Consider the following 19,218-nt stretch of genomic DNA (forward strand, 5'->3'; position numbering starts at 1 on the left):
GCTCATCCAGGATGAAAATCATGAATCTTTCACCCCGACCTGACTCGCTCAACCCGGTGCAGATCGCAATCCTGCAGGACTTTGCGGCTGGAGACTTCCGCGTCCTGACCGATTGTTTCACCGAAGATGCATGGCGTGAGGAACTCGATCGCTGCGGCGACGGACTTCTGCACTTCCTGCTCGCCGAACTGTCGCGACGCGAAGATTGCCTGTCCCTCGGCGAAGCGGCCCGGCGCATCGAAACCGCCATCGCCGATCTCGCAAACGCACTGGCCATCGTGCAGTCGCTCCCCGAATGGGACGAGGGGCGTAATGCTTCCGGCACAGCATGACGAAGCCAGTCCCACACACCACCCTGTCTAAAGACAGAACTGTCATTTCACACTATCTCACTATGGAGGTACCCATCATGATTCACTTTCTTGCGGCCGATCTGCGGCCTGTCATCGCCGAAGCCCGTACACACCAATGCGACATCTGGTCAAGGGCCAGGGCGTCTACATGCTGTCGGAGAAAGGCGAAATGGAAAATGGCCGGCGCAGGGTCATTGCCTGGGCTGTTGAATGCAATCCAGATACAGTCCCGTTCGATGACTGGTGGGAGCGCGCCCGTGTCGAATTCGGCGGCGATGACTTCGTTGAGCACTTTGACCGTAACGACACAGTATTCGGTAGGGTCGAGAACTGGCGCGCGCACGTTAGGCTCCGGTGGCAGTTCCGCCGCTTTCGCAGTGGGCCTCAATCCGGCTGCCATGGCCACGTTTCCAGCTCCCGCCTCATCGAACGCAGCGGGCCGTTTTCCGGCACTACGCTCTCCTGTTTGCTTCATGTCAACGTTTATGGGACCTATCATGCCGGGGACGCTTTCGACGCTGTCTGGTAGCGAACCTTGTAGCCATTGAATAGCTTCAGTTCGCCATACAACCACCGCTTACTCCACGTCTTCCAGCCGAAGCCATGTTGCTGCCGGGATCGCTGCATGTGGCGCCTGATCTTCTTTTCCACCCAGTCTTTCACGAAGCTGAAGCACTCACTGGAATTTCCAATAGCGAAGTAGTTCACCCAGCCACGTAGCACCGGGTTGATCAATTCGACAACCCGACCCACTGGCTGTGACTTATATCGCCTGAACACATCCTTGAGCTTTCGCAGTAACGCCGTTCGCTTCTTCAGCTTGGGCGTGCACTGCGGTCGCCACACCTTGTTCCGGATGCTTCGGACGCGACGGAAGTCGAACCCCAGAAAGCCGAAGCTCTCTCCACATGCCAGATTCACAGTGCGGCTTTTCTCTTCGTTGATTTCGACCTGCAGTTTGGCAAATTCTTCCCGAAGGCGTCGGGTTACGGCCCCGAGCAACCACGCATGACGCGGATGGGCATAGATAAGCACGACAAGATCGTCAGCAAAACGGGCATACTCGACGTAGGTGTACGTCCCATTGCGCGTGGTTTCTTTCGCTCGCTCCAGCATCTGATCCACCTCTGTGAGGTAGATATTGCTGAGTAGCGGCGAAATCACCCCGCCCTGCGGAACGCCTTGTTTGCCCGATGCTGTCAGCATCAACTTTAGCAGATGCATGACATCCCGATCATTGATCCGCCTCGCCACCTTGTCGAGCAGCAGGTGATGCCGCACGGTGTCAAAGTAGGCACGTAGATCCAGATCTATGACCAGTGTTTTCGCCTGCACGATCGCCGTCGCCACTCGCTGCACCGCTTCATGTGCGGTCCTCTTGGGGCGATAGCCATACGACCCCGGCTGGAAATCTGCCTCGAAGATCGGTTCCAGTATCAGCTTGAGCGCACCCTGGACCACTCGATCACGGATAGCGGGTATCGATAGGACGCGGAATTTCCCCCCGTCCTTCGGTATTTCCTTCCTCCGTGCCGGCAGTGGCCGGTAGGTACGTTCAACCAGTTCGCCCCGTATCTGCTCCAGGAACGCCTCCACGCCCTGCGCCTCGATGACTTCGAACGTCACGCCGTCAATACCCGGTGCTCCGTTGTTTAATCTGGCCATCTCGTACGCTTCGCGTAGTACTTCCGTCTTGCAGACATGGACGTACAAACCCCAGAAACGCCAGGACGGTTCAGCCTTCGCCTTGACGTATATTCCCCGCCTCAGGTCCTGCAAACTAACGGACGTCTTTGTCATCTCGTCCTTGCCTCCCGTGTTGTTGAGGACATTACAAACAGCAGGGCCCCTTCGCTCCGTCAGCGTTACCCGACTTCACCGCTACTACGGACCCGTCCGCCACCCTCTCGCCTTCGATCCATTTCCCGGGTTCTCCGGTTATAGGACCTACCTTGCTCCGACGATTTCTCACTGGGGCGAGGAGGGCTTCTCCGTATGCGATCCATCAACGACGCCTCTCTGAGCGTGCGTGCCGGTGGGGCGTAGACGGTGTAGCAGGAGGGTGTGATCAGCGGAGGTGAACTGGCATCTTCCAGGGAAGCAGCGCGTCGTATTCATCGACGGTCTTTGCAAGGGGCAGCTGTTGAAACAGCCAGGTGAGGTAACGATAAGGATCAATGCTGTGCGCGCGACAGGTCTCCACGATTGAGTAGAGGTTTGCGCTAGCATTTGCACCTGCGACAGTGTCTGCAAAGAGCCATGAGCGGCGTCCCACGCAGAATGGGCGAATCGAATTTTCACATGCATTATTCGAGATTGGCCAGTTGCCGTTCTCGATGTAGCGAATCAATTTCGGCCACTGTCCGCGCAGGTAAGTTAGCGCTTTGCCAAGTAGGCTGTTGGGCACGACACCGGGAGATTGCTCGATCATGAGCTTGTAAATGACGTCGAGTACGGTCGTACAGTACCGTCGTCGCAATCGCTGCCGCCGATCAGCTGCCCATCGCGCACTGCGCGCCTCGACGGCGAATAACTTTCCGATTAGCTTGATGAAGCGCGTGGCAAGCAGATCGGGAGAGCGCGCTGCTTTGGGCACATTTTCCTCTGCCTTGATGAAGTAGCGTCGGCAATGAACCCAGCATCCAAGATGAACCAGCTGGTATTGCTCGGCGATAGCGTTATAGGGTTCATAGCCGTCAGTCATCAGGACCGCGCCTTTACGGATACCCGTGAACAGCTTGTCGGCCAAATGCGCGCCGCGTCCTGGCGTGTACGTGAAGCAGCGGATTGGATTTCCTGAATCCGTCATCTGCGACCAGAGATAGCTCTTCGTCTGAGGCTGACGCCCCTTTTCCTTCAGGACCTGGAACGTCGTCTCGTCGCAGTAGACGAGCTCTGCGTCGAGAAGTGCATCGCGCATCAGGTTGATCACGGGCTGTGTCGCCAGACCGACGCGAACCATACTCGCGGCGATCGTGTTGGACGAGATGTCGCCGCCAAAGCGTCGCAGCAAACCGGCCTGACGATAGAGTGGCATCCCGAACTGGTACTTGCCAGTGGCGATCCAGGCAAGCGCCGATTCGGTGAGCAGCCCGCGAGGGATGACACGTGCAGGCGCCGGAGTGACCTTGATGCCGAGATCGCAGCACGGGCAAGCATACTTGACGCGCTGGTGCTGGATTACGCGAAGCTGCTCTGGAATCACATCGAGCTGCTCGCTGATCTCTACGCCGATTTCCACGAGCGCGTGACCGTCGTTCGTGCAGAAGCGCTCAGCCTCGGGTAGATCATGTCGCACAACCTCGCGCGGCAGATTCGGATCGAGCGGTTTGCGATGACCACGCCTTTTGCGCGTATGCGTGCCAACGGTCGTCTCCGGAGCGTCTTCCAAGGCGGCAGTGCTGTTCGCACTGAGCGCTTCGGCTTCGTTGAACAACCCCAGTTGATCCGAACCCCGCGCTTCGCTCTTCGCGCCAAACAGTGCACGACGGTAAGCACGAAGCCGCTCCTCAGCAAGATCGCGTTCCGCTGTCACGAGCCGCAAGGCGCCACGTAGCGTTTCCTGTTCTTCTCTCAATGCGCGAGCGGCATCGCGCTCAGCGAGCAACTCTTTCAATTGGTAGGCGGTGATCGTGACCTCGATCGGCATACTGCTTGGACCAATATGTCAAGGGTACGTTCAGCTAACGCGGAGATATTCCCGCTTTGTATGCCGCCGTATGGTCGTAATGTCATCGCCCTCTAGTAGCGCGTGCAGCACGTCGCTTGTCATGGTCACGACTTCGGCTTTGTTGTCCGGCCAGATGAAGTGGCTCGTCTCCAAACGTTTGATCATCAGCCAGAAGCCGCTACCATCCCAGAAGAGAATCTTGATGCGGTCACGACGTCGGTTCCCGAAGATGTAAAGAGAGGAGTCCATCGGGTTCAATTGCATTGACTGCTCGACGAAGATCGACAGGCTGTTCATGCCGTAGCGGAAATCGACTGGGTCACGGTGCAGGTAGACCTTCAGCCTTTCGTCGAACCTGAACACGGCAGCCTCCCCAGGATCTGAACTACGGTGGTCAGTTCGTCAATGGTCGCAATCGAGCTGCCCAGCTCAAGTTCGATGCCGTTCGATAGACGCACATGGAGCGCCAGAGACATCTTCATCGCGGGTGGTGCGGCCTCAGGTGGCGTCGACGCGTGGACGACCGCAACAAATGGAGCAGCGTGATTGTCGGAGGACGTGGTTAGCGCGGCAGACGCTGGAATGTCGATCACCACTTCGTCTGATACCTCCGAAACCTGTGCGACCGGTTCCATGGCGGCTTGCCTCTGCCGATATTGGGTAACCCAAGTGCGAAGCAGATTCGGGTTGATATCGTGTTCCATGGCTGTCCGTGCAATCGATACGCCTCGCTTCAGACACAGACGGATAAGTTCATCACGCGCTTCGTCATCGTATTCGCGTCGGCCATCGCGCTTTTGGCCGATCACCAAACGGCTTCGCAAATCATTTTCTTCTGTCATCGGTGCAAATGCCTAAGTGTCCACGTGGACACGTAGCATCAGAGTGCAGCGATTTCTACACAAGTGCGTCGCTTATGGACCGCATACGCTTCTCCAGTTGCTTAGCGTGTCCTTGTCATCGTGCCGTCGCTTACACCCCGCCGAAGTGAAGTAGCCGTATCGGTCAGATTTCGGCTACCCATGCTGCCTTCGCCTACACAGTGAGGGCTCGGCCTTCGGGTCTATTATTTTCGAGGCCACATCCACGTTCATCTTCATTACGGCCCGATGACTCGCACGTCCCCCAAGGAGACGGACGTCGATAGGCTTCAGAGTCTTGGTTTCCCGCCACCCTGCTATCCAAGCTACGGAGCTTCTGACTTCTACCCCGGCAGGTCTATCTCCTGCTGAACACGCCAGCCTTAGCTGGACGCACACTGTGTCGTCAATGAGGACTTCGATATCCAGATCCACGCGGATGCAAAGTACCTTTATATCGACGCAATCGCAGCAAAATCCTGACTGCTGCAGCTCAAACAGATTGCGGCAGGGCGCGCGCCTGCTCCCACACCGGGACCAGGCGCGTTTTCTTTTCCGCTGATGGCAGCGTGTGCGCGTGAGTCGCAACCCAGGCCGCCTGGAAGACACGGCGGCGGGCAGCCAGCATGACACCGGCGAAGATTTCATGGATGCGGAACCGGGCAGGTCTGTGGAGATTGTCAGCGTTTCTGTGCGACGGCCCGCATGTTACGTCGACGAAGCCTCCCCGATACTGTTTCGCTATTCGCGACGTGTCGGCCTGCCTTCGAAAAAGTTGAGTCTCCTACCCCACCGTACGTTGCCGTTGCCGGCCGCTGTACCGCAAGATAGCCGGCTCACTGTCCCGGGACGGACGGGAATCTCACACAAACAAAAGGATTTCTAATGGAGAAGTACTTATGCCCCCGATTGCTTTCAATTCTCTCGCAGGCGATCTGGTCGCGACCTGGAAATCCTCGGTTGTCGGTGAAGTCGGGCCGGCAAGAATCAAGGTTCTGAGAATGGACGGACAGCCCTATGGCGAGAAGACCGATGATTACAACGAGGCGTTAATGGTTATCAGCGGCGAACTCAGGTTACCCGTCGATGGGAACACCATTAACGTTCGGTCCGGACAGATGTATCTCGCTGAAGCTGGCGTCGCTCACGCAGTATTTCCGGGGAGCACCGGAACACTCGCAATCATTGATATCTGACCGCGCCCGACGCGGCGGTGCTACGGGCATCTATACTGGACCAGCATCTGCGATGCCAATGCAACATCGCGACCCGGGTCACCACGCGCAATCGCACGTTGACTTCCGGGGACGGCATATTTGCCATCGGCCGTCGTATCTTCAAAACGATCCTGGCCGGTGTCTGGTGCGCCGGCAATATTACTGGCTATGGTCAGCGATGCAGCGCGTACATAACTGGGGGAGACATTGACCGGAATCAGCCGGTCCGTCGAACGCTGTCTCCAGGTGATCACCATGTTCTCGCTGTACCCGTCTCGTCGGGCCCTCATGTCGACAGCTCGTTGCATTGCCCTCCGGCTCGTCTACCCTGCATGGGCGATTGTAGGCGCAGGTGTGGCGCTCACCGCATGGTACCCAGGACGCTGGCCGGCAGTTTTGCTACTGCTCCCTGCCGTGTGGTCACGAGTGCGAGGAAGACGTGCGGCACTCGCCGTCTGGGCAGGTTATTACCTCACGGGCGCACGCGACATCCCGCTGGTAAGCATGCGCTTCTTTTCCGGCTACGGAGAACTGACAAAGTCGGCGGCACTCACGCTCGGCATTGCTTTCTGGATCGCCCAGGCTTTGGTACTTGCGGCACCGTGGGTGGCGCTCAAACCGGCAGCGCACGCATCGTCGGTGAGGCATGCCTCGCGTGCAGTCGTCGCGGCTGTCCTCGTGACCGTGCCGCCGCTCGGGGTCATCGGCTGGCTGTCGCCCCTGTACGTTGCCGGTGCGCTGTATCCCGGCTGGAAGCTCCCGGGCCTGATACTTGGAGTGGCCTCTCTCGCCTGTGCCGCTTCTGTCTCGCGCAATGGCGTCGCAAGACATGTCCCAACACTGCTGTGTGTACTGTTCATCGTAGCCCGCAGTTCAGCGACACTACCACCGGCACCATCCGGGTGGATCACAGTCGATACCGATCTCGGCCGCTTCGATCAGTCCAGCTACGCCCAGATCTACGCGAGAACACGCGAGATTCAGGTCATCGCACAACGAGCCTTCTCTGCAGGCGCCACCGTCGTCATCCTTCCCGAGGAAATCGTCGGGCTGTGGCGCCCCGCCATGAGTTACTGGTGGCGTGACGACGTCCATGCCCTGACTGCATCGAACCGTGCATTGATCCTCGGCACGGACATCCTGGTCTCCAGGATGCCATTCAGGTATACCGACAGCGCCGTCATCGTTGGGGCAAGCCGTGGCCGGACAGACAGCCGCCAGCCCGTGCCCGCGGCACTATGGCGGCCGGGCGCAGCCGTAAGCGCAATTCGCGGCGATCTGGCTCAGCACTACGCCCTCGTCGCCAGCCAGCGTGTCGCTTTCTCCATATGCTACGAGGACCTGCTATGGTGGCCGCACTGGCGCCTGCTGTTGCACTCGCCGGATGTGCTGGTCAGCCTGTCCAACGGCTGGTTCGATTCGGACCTTGCGCTCACGCACATCCAGCAGCAGGGCATCGCCTCCATTGCCCGGCTGTCGGGTGTTCCACTGCTGCGAGCCGTGAACCGCAAGGCGTCACCGGCGCCGTGAGGCCTGGGACAATCAGACGTCTAGGCATTCGACGCATCCTTTGACGGAACAGGCGACGTTTCCGACCTTGCGTGGTTTCCGGCCTGGGCGATGGTTGAAAATGCCGGCCTGGTACCAATACTGAAACAGGCTGAGGCATCTCGCGACACCAGACCGGAACGCGCAGCGAAATTCGTGCTTCGCCTGCTCGCGCTCGAGCGCGGAGGCTGTCATCAAGGGTTGATGGAAAGCTGCCGCGATCTGCGACCGCTATACCGGCTGTACATGAAGAGGCGCCGGGGAACGATGTCGCGTACCGGTTCACATCGATGACTCCCCGTCTCGCGCTTCCGGCTCACGTCCTCGGCCTGAAATCTCGATGCGGCCAGTCCAGCATCTGAAGGAGGCTTTCGCTGGGATCCGGCACAAACCCCTTTCGCGCGGAGCCCCTTGCATCCCAAGGTGCCGCACTCGGTCTCAAGAGGCTGTCTCCAACGCCTGAACACGTCGATCTCACACGCTCTGCATCAGTGCGTATCCCACCGCATAGTCCGGCAGAAAATCATAGCTTGCCCGGACCGCTCCACCACCCGCCGCCGCATGTGCGGCGGTCGCAGCGATCCAGTTGTGGATCTCAAGCGCACCAACTCCCGCACGCTCTACCAGGTCCGACTGATCCCAATCATCCATACTCGCAAGATTTCCGTCGCACAAGCGTTTCAAGACATCTTCGTCGAACTCCCGGTTTAGTCGCATGTCGGCGACCGTCCGTCTTCCGGTGGAAATCCACATCGAACCCTCGTGGTGCATCTCATCGAGTCTTTCAAGCCACTGCGTCTGGGTCATCGTGCCACCCCGTTCCCCGTCAAGCTGCCAGCCATAGACGTCAGGCGCGGCATCTTCTGGAGTCGGGAAGTATCGTGCCGGATGATGTGACAGCCCTCCACTGCCCAGTATCAGTACCCGCTTGTCGGACTGTGCAACGAAACGCCCAACCTCAGCCCCGAACAGGCGTGAGCGCCGGAACTTCATCAGCGGTGCAGTAAATGTCGAGGTAAAAACAGGAATGACGGGCCATCGATTGATACCGCCAAGCAATCGACTGAGAGGCTGCGAGAACCCGTGATCGACTCTCATCCGGTAAGAGATCGCCGGATCGAAGTCATGATCGCGTAAATGCGTGATCAGGGCGATCGCTTCCTCCGCGGGTACGGGTATGGTACCCGGCGTCCCACCCACATCTGCAATTGCCTCACACGCGGTTCCAACGCAGTAGGCCGGCATGTTCGCATAGAAAAATCCCGCGAAATGGTCATTTGAGAACAGTATGACGTAGTCAGGTGAAAAGGCTTCTACCCGTTCTCGAAACGCCAAACAGGCCTGCTTGATCCGTACTTCTTCCTCGGGTGCCCGGTTACGTACCACGATGATCGGCGAGTGGGAAACACAGCCGCACATGACATTCTCATTCACCGTACTCATGCCTTGTCCTCCGGTACTGTTGCGCCGCCCAACGGTAACACCATCGGCTTGTCACCGGGATGCCGGAAAAGAGATGTCACCGTGCGCGAGACGTATCGCCAGACACCTTCTATGTCACGTTCGTAAATATCCTCGTATTCCGAAACGAGATTGGGTTCCGCCGGATGAGGTGGCGGTCCGTCCTCCGCGAAAAGGATCAGCATGACGGTACCGGTCGCCCGTGTCGGACTGTCGTAACCGAGACGGAGGTTCGTGAAGATATGGCGCGCTGTGCGCGCTCCCCGACTGGAGCGAGCAGCATATGCCTGCCGGATCGCTGCCCGGCCAACGCTGCGTTCACCGCTTGAGCGTCCATAACTTCCTTCCGGCGTAAACAACTTGGCGACCTCATCCGACCTGTCGTGATCAATCAGCCAGGCAAACTCGGCATTCAGCGCTTCGATTTCGGTGCGGATGAGCGCCTTCTCCAGACGATCAATCATTGACGACCTCCAAGGTCGGGCGGAAGCGGATATTCGTCCGCGTTGCGCACCATTCCCGTTCGCGTGGCAAAGTCGCGGCGTGGTGGGCAAAACAGATCGACCAGCAGTGCCGACTCGCCACCGATGTTACGCGTAGTATGGATCACGCCAGGCGGAATCACGGTCACGGAAGGAGCCCCGACCTCCTCCGCCACGTCTGGGCGCCAGGTCCCCATGTCGGAAGTCCAGGGCGTTCGCAGATGATGCACATGCGTTCCCTTCAGGGTAATGGAGCCCTGCTCGAAATCGGCGTGTGAGTGCGGCGAAAGCATGGAGACATCGCGCGGCGCCGTGCGCTCGCACAACACGTTAATCATGAGATTGGACGACCGGTAGACGCGCGTCTTGTCCCCGTCCCGCACGCCATCTGAAAGATCGTATACCCTTAGCGCAAAGCCACCAACTGGTTCGGGCCATGTCTCGATCGGCGCAACGTCCGTATGCGGCACAATGTAACCGCTGGCATTGCAGGCGACATCTGACAGGGTCGTCACGCGCGCCGAAAAGCAGCGCACCACCCAGCCCTCCTGGCTTGCGACGAGAGCGGTATCACCGGGCGGCACGATCACCAAGCGATTGCCCGAAACGTCGCGTCGCTTGACAGGTCTTTCGCACGTGATGCTCACCCCGGCATCAGGCAATAGCACCATATGTTCGTCTGGGACGCCTTCGACGGAAAGCTTCGTGCCCTCGCGTACGCGCGTAATCGCGATCACGAAGTTTGCACCACGCGTCACCCAGGTCGGGGATCCATCCTGTTCACGATAATCCGGTGGATCGACCGAATGATCGGCGACATATGGGCGGTGCGTCAGTTGTGCCATGGTGCTACTCCTTGTAAACAAGTGGTCCGTGATAGTGAATTTCTCAGCGGCTAAAGTCTCTGAATACCTGGCTGGCTGCGTTGCGTAGCAGCGATTGATCCGAGCCAACTACAAAGGATGTGGCCCCCATCGACTGGAATTTCCTACCCTCTTGCACGTTGGCGCAAACCATCACAACAGGAAGACCGTTAGCGTGAGCCGCTGCCATGATGCGCTGTACCGCACTCATCACGACCGGGCCACTCGCATTGTCCTGGCCCATCGACAAGGCGAGGTCCGAGCGGCCAATGAGCAGCGCTGCGACGCCTCGGACCGCAGCAATCGCTTCCACATTGTCGAGCGCTTCGCGGCTTTCTATCTGGCATACAACCAGGCTGCGGTCCGCGCTGGCGATCGCATCCGCACGACCGAGCGTTCCATAACCGCCGAATCGCGCTGACAGCGAGATGCCACGCCGGCCGCCAATGAAGCGTGCCGCGGCAACCACGTTACGTGCCTGTTCCGGCGTATCGACGTGTGGCACGACAATACCGGTCGCCCCCATGTCGAGCACGGACAGGATGCCTGCATCCCGATGATCGGGGATACGCACGAGAGTCGGTAGTCCCAACGCGTTGCCCGCAAACAGCATGCGATCCAGCGTCTCGGGACCGAGCGGAGCATGCTCCGCATCGAGCACAACGAAATCGAGCCCGGTCAGCGCAAGAATCTCGACAATCTGAGGGCTATCGGTCTTCACAAAAACACCAACACGGGTACTTTCAAGAAAGGATGTCGACTGCGTCATGTTTGAATCTTCCAGTTGTTGCGGGAATTCTCATTGACCGCGCACCGCGGGTGGTAACCACCTCACTGCGGCCATGGACCTGGCCCGGCGACGATGTCCGGTCAAAACTTATGGCGAATGCCAATCACGATCATGTTCTGGGACTGTGTGGTCGACGGCGCATTCAGATATGTATCAGCCACAGCCATCGGAACACCTGACGAAGATGCCTGTGGACCGGATGCGCGCTGGAAATCGTCAAACACGTACACGTCAGTCCGTTTTGACAGCACGTAGTCCAGCATTAACTGCGCGCCGTTCCAGTGCGCGTTGGCTCCGACTCCGCCCCAGCGACCGCTCGAATAGATATAGCTCCCCGAAATCGAAAACGTCGGCATAAGCAGATACGACACGGAGAGGTCGTAGTTGTCGAGCGAGAAGCCGGTACCATCGAGATAACGGAAGCGCACTGCGTCAAACAGGGCCGAGGCGCTCAGCCTGGACGTCAGGCTGTAGCGGCCGCCGATTGCCAGGTTCCGCTGGGTCCGGACACCACTGCCATCCGGGCTCACGCGGTACAGAAAGAACGGCGGGCCCGAATAGTCGCTAGTGACCGCGCCTGACGTATTGCTGGCGCTGCCAGGCTGATCCATGCCCGTGTACGCAGCGGCGAGCTCCACTGGGCCATTCCGGTAGCGCAAACCCGCGCTGATTGCGCGGTTCACCGCAAAAGCGCCTGCATCGTTACTGAACGCATACATCAGTTCCCCGTCCAGACCCGCAATCGTCGGCGTCGCATACTTGACCGCATTGCTGAATCGCCAGCTACCCAACATGTCGTCCGTGTCGCCGGGCGACATCAACAGGCCACCGGTCGCGCCGATCACGCTATAGAGCTGGGCAAAATCCCAGATCGCGTCGTATTGGCGCCCCAACGTCAAGGTCCCATATCGGTCATCGGACAGGCCCACATAGGCCTGACGACCAAACAGACGGTCGTTCTGCCCGGCCTCGCCGGTCGTACCAAAGAATCCGCCTTCGAGCCGGGCAATCGCATGCGTGCCGCCGCCGAGGTTCTCGTTGACGGCAAACCCCCAGCGGTTATTTGCGTTCGCGCCACTCAGCTCCTGCACGAGACTGGCGCCTCCCGCATTGCTGGTCCAGCCAATGCCGGTCGAGATCAGGCCGTACAGCGTGACACTACTTCCATCGTCAGCCCACACGTTGCCCGCTGCGATCCACGACGCAGCAAGGAAAAGGTATTTCTTCATGAAGATCGTTCCGTAGCCCGGTTGATCGCGGCGCGGGTCAGGACGAGGTTCGGTCCACGTCAACGTGCCTGTTGCCGCGAAATTGCATATGGGGGAAGGACGGGCAAATCCTGGGACTGCCTCGCCCGTGAGTTCGCTTAGTGCTGCGGCCCGGGTTGGGGGGGTATGGCTAACCCGATAACAGGCTCATCCACGGACCGGGCCGGGATATGACGTCGCACAAACAGCAGTGCAATCCCCGCCGCGGCCATCCCACCACCCAGAAGGCACAGGAAACCTGATGTACCACCCGTCCCGATCACCGCTGCGCCGATGAACGAACTGAGAACCCCGCCTCCACGGCCTACTGCCAATGCAGCAGACGTCCCCGTAGCCCGAACCTCGGTTGGATAAACGTACGCACACAGCGCATACATCGGGGAATACATGGCATTGAGAAATGTGCCGTGGATGCCGAACCCGATGATCAGCCACATAATCTGGGTCTGGTAATGGAGACCTGTCATGGCAAAGGCACTGATCGACGCGCCGGCGCAGGCAATCGCCAGTGTCCACCGCGAACCAAACCGACTCACGAACCATGCGCCCACAAGCGAACCAATCACGCCTCCGAGGTTGTGTGCCATCAAGCCCTCGCTCGCGATCCGCACTGACAAGCCTTCACTGGTCAACGTCGTCGGCAACCAGCTGAACGCGCTGTACAGCGACAACACGGCGCAGAATAGTGTCGCCCAGATGGCCAGGGTGTTACGTGCCTGCCCGCCAGCGAACAGTGCACCAAAGCCGGCCTGGCCCGTCGCTTCCCTGGTCTCCGACAGATCGGTAAACCGGGTATGTGCGGGCGTTACGCGCTGAATGCGCGCCAGCAGGCGCACCAGTTGAGGCCAACGCTCCCGGCGATGCGCAAGAAAGCGCGGCGACTCAGGCAGGACCGCGGCCAGAACGACCGAGAGCAATACCGCAACTGCCCCGGCAAACCAGAACAGCGTGCGCCATCCCTGCGTGGGTAAAATCCATCCTGCGACGAGGCCCGCCAGCATGCCCCCCAACGGGAAACAGACGACCGTGGCTGCGACCGCAATCGTCCGGTTACGTGCCGGAGTAAATTCAGCCGTCGTCGTCGATGCCATGGGAAGCGCGCCCCCAATTCCCAGTCCGGCAACGAACCTCAGCGCCGTAACAGTCAGGATGTCCGGTGCAAAGCCAATCGCGGCGGTAGCCATACCGAAGACGAGAACACAGGCGACCAGCGTCCTGCGACGCCCGACGCGATCAGCCGCTACGCCCGCCACGACCGTACCAAGCCCCATGCCCAACAGACCGGCTGCGAGCGTGGGACCGAACGCCGCCTTGCTGACACCCCATTCCCTGATCATCAGGGGAATGGCGAAGCCAATCAGCTGACCGTCGAATCCATCTACAACGATGGCAATCGCAGCCATCAGTACAACTATCTTCTGGATCAGCGTAAATGGCCCATGGTCAAGGGCCCGCCCGATGTCGAGCGTAGGTGAGGCAGGAATTTCCATTTCGTCTCCTAATTGTCCCGCCACCCGGTGAAGGGCATGCAGGGACTCGTTTTTTGAGTGATTCCGCGCTCAAGCACCTGGCACCATTGCCGCCAGTCGCAGCAATGGCGTACAGAAAGCATGCTCAAAGCGAAGCGATTCCGCGAGAACCACCAATGGGTTCCTCAGTCAGAACCTGAAGAAATGGTAGGGAATGGCCTGTGGTCCTTCCATGCCATTCGGGACGAATTCCGGCAGGCGGAATGGGGGGTGACTACGGATTGCGGAGATGGCGACTCGGGACTACGTGCTACGTTGCGGGTGAATCCGACAGAAAGCGGCGCATGATCGCTTCGGCGGTTTCCGCGAGGACAGGAACATGCCTGGCGACGAACGTGTCGGTCATGGACCGGCCATAGGTCGTCATCGACAGTACCGCGACAGCGATCCCGTTTCGGCAAACCGGCATCGCGAGTGTTGCACTCTCGCGATCACCTTGTGGGCGACGTATTGCGTAGCCCCAGTCACGTATCCGGCTGCAATCCGCGCGCAGTTGATCGACGGTAGTCTTCAGCCCACCACCGTTTCCCCCCGCGAGCGATGCGTAGAATGCCTCGCGCACCGGCTCTGTACAGAACGCCAGGTAAGCCTGCCCCATCGCCGAGTTGTGGAACGCGTGCCTGTGCCCCAGCGTGCTGCCTGTCACCGCGATGGGACTGTACGGCATGGACGAATAGCGGACGACGATCGCATCCCCGTCCGGAATACCCAGTGCCAGGGGCCACTTGATTTTTTTCGTCATATGCAGCGCAATGCTGCTGGCAACATCCACCAAACGGCTGTCGTCGGTGTATCCCTTCGCCAGCTCGAGCACGCGGGAGCTCACGCGGTACGTCCCGGCGGGCAGCTCCGGGCGAACATAGCCTTCATGGATAAGTGTCGCCAGCAGACGGGACAACGTCGATTTCGGCAATCCCGATGCCTGCTGCAGCGCCTGTAGCGACCATAAGGGTTGCAGGTTGAGAAGCCGCAGCACTTCAAGTGCACGCGCAGCGGACCGCACGGTCTCGTCCTGAGTACTATCCGATGAGGAAGAACCGGCGCGATTTGCCATGACATCGATCCGACAAAGAATTAGTCGCAAACGCGACGCCCGCAGGCCGAAAAGGTACGATCCATGAATCACGGGCGCGGGTGTACCGGACTTCGTTGCCCGGGTCGAGAATGCCAGATCAGCTAGCGCTGTGGAGCGTGACGCGCGCCATGCGCGTCACCGAAAGCAGACCGGGGAACACCCCACATCTGGCAACGCGACCCGTACTTGGGGGCTCCAGGAAGGTAACCGGCTATGGGAGCCTGTAACCTAAGCTTTGCCGCCGTTGACTGCGTCCTTGAATGCCTTGCCCGCCGTGAATTTTACGGTCTTCGCTGCGGCGATCTGGATCTCCTCGCCCGTCGTCGGATTGCGACCGGTCCGAGCAGCACGCTGCCCCTGGCTGAACGAGCCGAAACCAACCAGTTGCACGCTCTCGCCCTTCGTGACCGCCTTCGTGATTGCCCCGATCACCGCGTCGAGCGCTTCACCGGTGACACCCTTGCCTGCACCCGTGGACGCCGCAACGGCGTCAATCAGTTCCTGCTTGTTCATCCGTATCCTCCCTCACGTGGCAAAAAATGCGGCTACACTGCCTCGCGAAACGATGCGCGCCGCGCGGCAGCATACCTTAAACCCGTCTGGACGGGCTATGCAAGGTCCAATGCTAAACGGGTGCGCACGCCTGCACGTCGAGACCGTGATATCCATGTCGACACGCATCGTAAAATACGTCTGTCGCGCAGCCACATCGAGCCGCCGATGCCACCGTGCCCTCCAGCCCACACCCGTATGCCACGTTCGCGCCGCCCCTCGTCATCGAGTCTCCATAAACCACATTTCTCACGTGCCATGCTGCTGCCGTTACCCGCAACCGCGGTCCGCACCCGTTCACTGAAATTCCATGCGGGCCTCGCCACCGTGCGCGCCGGCTTCGGCACCGCAGAACATCTGGTCGAACTGGCCAGCGTCATGTATGTCGCCTTCTTTCTGCGGCGGGCCGGGTACGGCGCGCTGCCCGTCGAACGGTTTCATGATGCCGAAGACGCAATGGAGACAGCGAACCGGCGCGGCGCCGAAACCGGCACATGGTTTCTCGATGACGACTGCTATTCGGTCTTCGGGGAGATTCTCACGCTGCACGACCTGCAACTCGCCGAGGCGCCTGCCCATGCAATCATCGCTGCCGAAGACGACCTGATGCGATTCATCGACGGCACGGTGCCGTCACCCTTGCCACCGCGACCAGTCCAATCGCAAGCCACGGCGGCATAGGTTTCGCTCAGTACGCGTTGCGTCCTGACGTCTCGTCATCGGTGGGTACTGTCCCTCGCCGCTGCCGGCCACCCACCGGAAGCGCAGGCTGCTGCGGCATAAACACCGATCAGCGCGCATCTGGCTTTCCCGCACGGTCGTCGCGGTGCCCCGGAGTACCATCATCGGGCAGTGTGCTGCGGCAGCCATCGCGCCACGCCGTACAACCCCAGAACCACCCACGAGCGCCCTTTATCCGGCGCATCGGGGCACCACACGATGGACATGCACCCGTCCGCGCGGAGGGCATGGGTTCCTTTGCACGTTGCGCGCGGATACGCCCGACGAGTTCCGTGATCCACGTACCCAGCTCTGTCTCGAACTGACGCAACGCCAGGTGCCCGGACTCGATCTGCGCCAGCCGGTCCTCCCATTCGGCGGTGAGCACCGGATCGGCCAGCTCCGGCAACGCCCGCTCCAGCAGGGTAACCAGCGTTTCGCCGCGAGGCAGCGGTACGATCTGCTTTTTGCGCTTTGCATCGTTGCGGATATAGTCACGCCGGAAGAGGTTTTCGATAATGCCCGCACGCGTCGCATCCGTGCCGATTCCTGCCTTCTCTTTCATCCGCATGATCTTCTTCAGCCGCTCGTCGTCAATCTCCCGATCGATCGATTCCATCGCGGCGAGCAGCGTGCCCTCCGTATAGCGTGCCGGCGGGTACGTCTGCTTTTTCTCCACCTCACAGGAAAGATTCCGCGCGGGATCCCCTGCGCTGACCGCCGGCAGCGACGAGACTTCCTGCACAGCCGTGTCTTTCATCTCGGGCTCATCGGCCTGCAGGTCCATCGCAACAGCATCACGCCATCCATTCACCTGCGGGGTCTTCCCCGTCACCCGAAAAAGCTCACCTTTGCACGCCACCTCGATGACCGTGCGCAGGTAGCCGAAGTCGCCGAGAAACTGTGCAATGTAGCGCCGCCTGATCAGGTCGTACACGAGACGCTCGGTCTTCGCCAGCGACGCCAGCCTCACCGAGGCGTTCGCGGTCGGAATGATCGCGTGGTGTGCGGTGATCTTGCCATCGTTGAAGGCACGCCCCGGCGCCCCAAGATCACAACGGGAAAGCAATGAAGAGAGTGCGGGATCGATTGCTCCGAGTGCAGTCACCACGTCCTGCGCCGCGGCAAACATCGACACCGGCAGATGCTCACAGTCGGTGCGGGGGTATGTCGTGGCCTTGTGCGTCTCGTATAGCGCCTGGCAGGCATCGAGCACCGCGGCGGCCTTCAGCCCGTGCCGCGCAGACGCTTCGCGCTGCAGGCTGCCGAGACTGAATGGCAGCGGTGCGGGGTCGTGCTCCGGCGTGGTCTCCATCGTGACGACCTTGCCTGTCCCGCCCTGCACCCGGGCGGCCACGGCCTTCACCTGCTCTGCATCAATTGTGTGCCCTGCGTGGTCCAGCAGTACTGCGGGCGCGATCCACTGCATCGGCACAGCCGCGCCGGCAAGATCAAACGTGGTGGCAAGATCGAAGTAGGGCTTCGGCACGAATGAGCGGATCGTGCGCTCGCGGCGCACGATGAGCGCCAGCACCGGTGTCTGCACGCGGCCCACATGCAGTGTCCCGTCCTTGCCACCCGCTCCGAACGCTGCGGTCAGCGCCATCGTGAGGTTCATGCCGGCGAGCCAGTCAGCGTGCGCGCGACCCAGGCCGGAGTAGTAAAGCTGCAACGTCCGCTCGCCGGGCAGCAACTGTGACAGTGCCCGGCGGATCGACGCCGCATCCATGGCCGACAGCCACAGGCGCGACACCGGTCCGCGCCAGCCCGCAATCTGCATCATCTCGCGGGCAATCACCTCGCCTTCACGGTCCGCGTCAGTCGCGATGACCACCTCGTCCGCCTGCTTCAGCAGGCGCACCACGATGTCGAACTGTGCCTTCACCGCCGGCTTGACCTGCACCGCCCACCGTTCGGGCAATACCGGCAGCAGATCGAGTTTCCAGGCGGCAAGCGCAGGCACATACTGCTCGGGTTTCGCCTGTTCTACCAGATGGCCGATGCACCAGGTCACCGTCACGCCGTCGCCCGTATACGCGCCGATAGCCCCACCGCGAGCGCCCACGTGCGGTGCCAGATCCTTCGCCTGCGACGGCTTCTCGCAGATATACAGCTTCATGCCGACCTCCATCCGGGATGGGGTCCGCTTCCCTGGTAACGCGCGTGGGGCAAATGTTATGGAGACGCTCAGTCGCCGCAGCGGCAATCGACGTGCGATACGGTGGACTCGTGGTCCGGGCCAGCAGTTTCCATCCCGTCCAGTTCGAACTGCCGGTCGAGGAAATCGGCTTCGCGCAGCAGATCGGCATAGCTGGCATATCCGGTGAGAAACCGCTGGCCACTCACATGCTCCTGGTTGAGCCACCAGACCACCCGTGTGTGGTCTGCCCGGATCGCGCTGACAAGTTTGCGCCGGCCTTTCAGGAAACACAGGTCGCAGTTGCCCAGATCGCCGGCGGGATCGAGCGCAAGGTTAAACGGCTGCCCCGCCCACCAGCGCAGCACGTCTACTTTGTTGACACCCGCACGTGCGAGCGGCAGATACGGCAGTCCGGCACTGTTGTCATGGCCAGGTGCCAGCATGCGGGCCACTCGCCGCGGCTCATCCGCCCGGATGCCCATGACCGAATCCCAGTCTTCATACCCGAGTGAGCGCATGAACGCCTCGCCCACGCGGACCTTGAGATTGGAGGTACACAGACGGTGGCGGACATTGGGCACATAACGCTTCTGCGCAATCAGGCGCGCGAACGGTTCGCCGTGGCGCGAAGCAGAATGGAAATCCACAAAACGCCACTCGGGTCGACGGAACCCGCCCGGTCCCTGCCCG

The 19,218-nt window shown here is 60.3% G+C and carries 20 protein-coding genes; 5 read left to right on the plus strand and 15 right to left on the minus strand.

Annotated features, from left to right (window positions below):
• The first annotated feature begins 20 nt into the window (after positions 1 to 20).
• Complete coding sequence (locus NE850_RS38210) at positions 21 to 332, plus strand: hypothetical protein (RefSeq protein WP_310700283.1); 312 nt, start codon at positions 21 to 23, stop codon at positions 330 to 332.
• A gap of 190 nt (positions 333 to 522) precedes the next feature.
• Positions 523 to 882, plus strand: coding sequence for a DUF3085 domain-containing protein (locus tag NE850_RS39605; RefSeq protein WP_405044927.1), 360 nt, complete (start codon positions 523 to 525; stop codon positions 880 to 882).
• Here NE850_RS39605 and ltrA read toward each other — a convergent pair.
• From ltrA to NE850_RS38235, 4 genes are all read right to left on the minus strand, one after another.
• Positions 849 to 2,153 (minus strand): group II intron reverse transcriptase/maturase, encoded by a 1,305-nt coding sequence (ltrA, locus tag NE850_RS38220; protein WP_310700284.1) that lies wholly within the window; start codon positions 2,151 to 2,153, stop codon positions 849 to 851. The genes NE850_RS39605 and ltrA overlap by 34 nt on opposite strands.
• A 268-nt stretch (positions 2,154 to 2,421) precedes the next feature.
• Entirely contained in the window at positions 2,422 to 4,002 is a 1,581-nt protein-coding gene (gene tnpC, locus NE850_RS38225; RefSeq protein ID WP_310700285.1) for an IS66 family transposase, read from the minus strand.
• A 30-nt stretch (positions 4,003 to 4,032) separates the two neighbouring features.
• Positions 4,033 to 4,386, minus strand: a complete 354-nt coding sequence (gene tnpB, locus NE850_RS38230) for an IS66 family insertion sequence element accessory protein TnpB (protein ID WP_310700286.1) — start codon at positions 4,384 to 4,386, stop codon at positions 4,033 to 4,035.
• Positions 4,362 to 4,865 (minus strand): transposase, encoded by a 504-nt coding sequence (locus tag NE850_RS38235; protein ID WP_310700287.1) that lies wholly within the window; start codon positions 4,863 to 4,865, stop codon positions 4,362 to 4,364. The genes tnpB and NE850_RS38235 overlap by 25 nt, the downstream gene beginning before the upstream one ends.
• Positions 4,866 to 5,782: 917 nt before the next feature.
• On the opposite strand from NE850_RS38235, the gene NE850_RS38240 reads away from it, so the two are divergent.
• Positions 5,783 to 6,079 (plus strand): cupin domain-containing protein, encoded by a 297-nt coding sequence (locus NE850_RS38240; protein WP_310700288.1) that lies wholly within the window; start codon positions 5,783 to 5,785, stop codon positions 6,077 to 6,079.
• A gap of 20 nt (positions 6,080 to 6,099) precedes the next feature.
• Here the strand turns inward: NE850_RS38240 and NE850_RS38245 are convergent, their stop codons facing one another.
• Complete coding sequence (locus tag NE850_RS38245; protein WP_310700289.1) at positions 6,100 to 6,357, minus strand: hypothetical protein; 258 nt, start codon at positions 6,355 to 6,357, stop codon at positions 6,100 to 6,102.
• A gap of 247 nt (positions 6,358 to 6,604) precedes the next feature.
• Here NE850_RS38245 and NE850_RS38250 point away from each other — a divergent pair, with 247 nt between their 5' ends.
• Complete coding sequence (locus tag NE850_RS38250; protein ID WP_310700290.1) at positions 6,605 to 7,630, plus strand: conjugal transfer protein TraB; 1,026 nt, start codon at positions 6,605 to 6,607, stop codon at positions 7,628 to 7,630.
• A 492-nt stretch (positions 7,631 to 8,122) separates the two neighbouring features.
• Here the strand turns inward: NE850_RS38250 and NE850_RS38255 are convergent, their stop codons facing one another.
• The 8 genes from NE850_RS38255 to NE850_RS38290 all read right to left on the minus strand — a co-directional run bounded on the left by NE850_RS38255 (position 8,123) and on the right by NE850_RS38290 (position 15,629).
• Positions 8,123 to 9,091: a hypothetical protein gene (locus NE850_RS38255; protein WP_310700291.1), complete on the minus strand. Its 969-nt coding sequence runs from the start codon at positions 9,089 to 9,091 to the stop codon at positions 8,123 to 8,125.
• Complete coding sequence (locus tag NE850_RS38260; RefSeq protein ID WP_310700293.1) at positions 9,088 to 9,573, minus strand: nuclear transport factor 2 family protein; 486 nt, start codon at positions 9,571 to 9,573, stop codon at positions 9,088 to 9,090. Before NE850_RS38260 ends, NE850_RS38255 begins: the two co-directional genes overlap by 4 nt.
• Positions 9,570 to 10,436: a hypothetical protein gene (locus NE850_RS38265; RefSeq protein WP_310700294.1), complete on the minus strand. Its 867-nt coding sequence runs from the start codon at positions 10,434 to 10,436 to the stop codon at positions 9,570 to 9,572. The genes NE850_RS38260 and NE850_RS38265 overlap by 4 nt, the downstream gene beginning before the upstream one ends.
• 43 nt (positions 10,437 to 10,479) lie before the next feature.
• On the minus strand, positions 10,480 to 11,223 hold the full coding sequence (locus tag NE850_RS38270) for an aldolase/citrate lyase family protein (RefSeq protein WP_310700295.1): 744 nt from the start codon (positions 11,221 to 11,223) through the stop codon (positions 10,480 to 10,482).
• 101 nt (positions 11,224 to 11,324) lie between these two features.
• Complete coding sequence (locus tag NE850_RS38275) at positions 11,325 to 12,473, minus strand: porin (RefSeq protein WP_310700296.1); 1,149 nt, start codon at positions 12,471 to 12,473, stop codon at positions 11,325 to 11,327.
• Between the two features lie 137 nt (positions 12,474 to 12,610).
• Positions 12,611 to 14,002, minus strand: coding sequence for an MFS transporter (locus NE850_RS38280; RefSeq protein WP_310700297.1), 1,392 nt, complete (start codon positions 14,000 to 14,002; stop codon positions 12,611 to 12,613).
• Between the two features lie 289 nt (positions 14,003 to 14,291).
• The gene (locus NE850_RS38285) at positions 14,292 to 15,095 is read right to left on the minus strand and encodes a helix-turn-helix domain-containing protein (RefSeq protein WP_310700298.1); all 804 of its coding nucleotides are present in this window, start codon (positions 15,093 to 15,095) and stop codon (positions 14,292 to 14,294) included.
• Positions 15,096 to 15,344: 249 nt separating this feature from the next.
• Positions 15,345 to 15,629, minus strand: a complete 285-nt coding sequence (locus NE850_RS38290) for an HU family DNA-binding protein (protein ID WP_310700299.1) — start codon at positions 15,627 to 15,629, stop codon at positions 15,345 to 15,347.
• A gap of 297 nt (positions 15,630 to 15,926) precedes the next feature.
• On the opposite strand from NE850_RS38290, the gene NE850_RS38295 reads away from it, so the two are divergent.
• Positions 15,927 to 16,349: a Fis family transcriptional regulator gene (locus NE850_RS38295; RefSeq protein ID WP_310700300.1), complete on the plus strand. Its 423-nt coding sequence runs from the start codon at positions 15,927 to 15,929 to the stop codon at positions 16,347 to 16,349.
• A 109-nt stretch (positions 16,350 to 16,458) separates the two neighbouring features.
• Here the strand turns inward: NE850_RS38295 and NE850_RS38300 are convergent, their stop codons facing one another.
• On the minus strand, positions 16,459 to 18,507 hold the full coding sequence (locus tag NE850_RS38300) for a DNA topoisomerase 3 (RefSeq protein WP_310700302.1): 2,049 nt from the start codon (positions 18,505 to 18,507) through the stop codon (positions 16,459 to 16,461).
• A 68-nt stretch (positions 18,508 to 18,575) separates the two neighbouring features.
• The coding region (locus NE850_RS38305; RefSeq protein ID WP_310700303.1) for a Nin-like protein at positions 18,576 to 19,218 on the minus strand (643 nt) is incomplete at its 5' end.

The organism is Paraburkholderia sp. USG1 (genome assembly GCF_031570135.1).
In the GTDB taxonomy this organism is placed as follows: domain Bacteria; phylum Pseudomonadota; class Gammaproteobacteria; order Burkholderiales; family Burkholderiaceae; genus Paraburkholderia; species Paraburkholderia dioscoreae.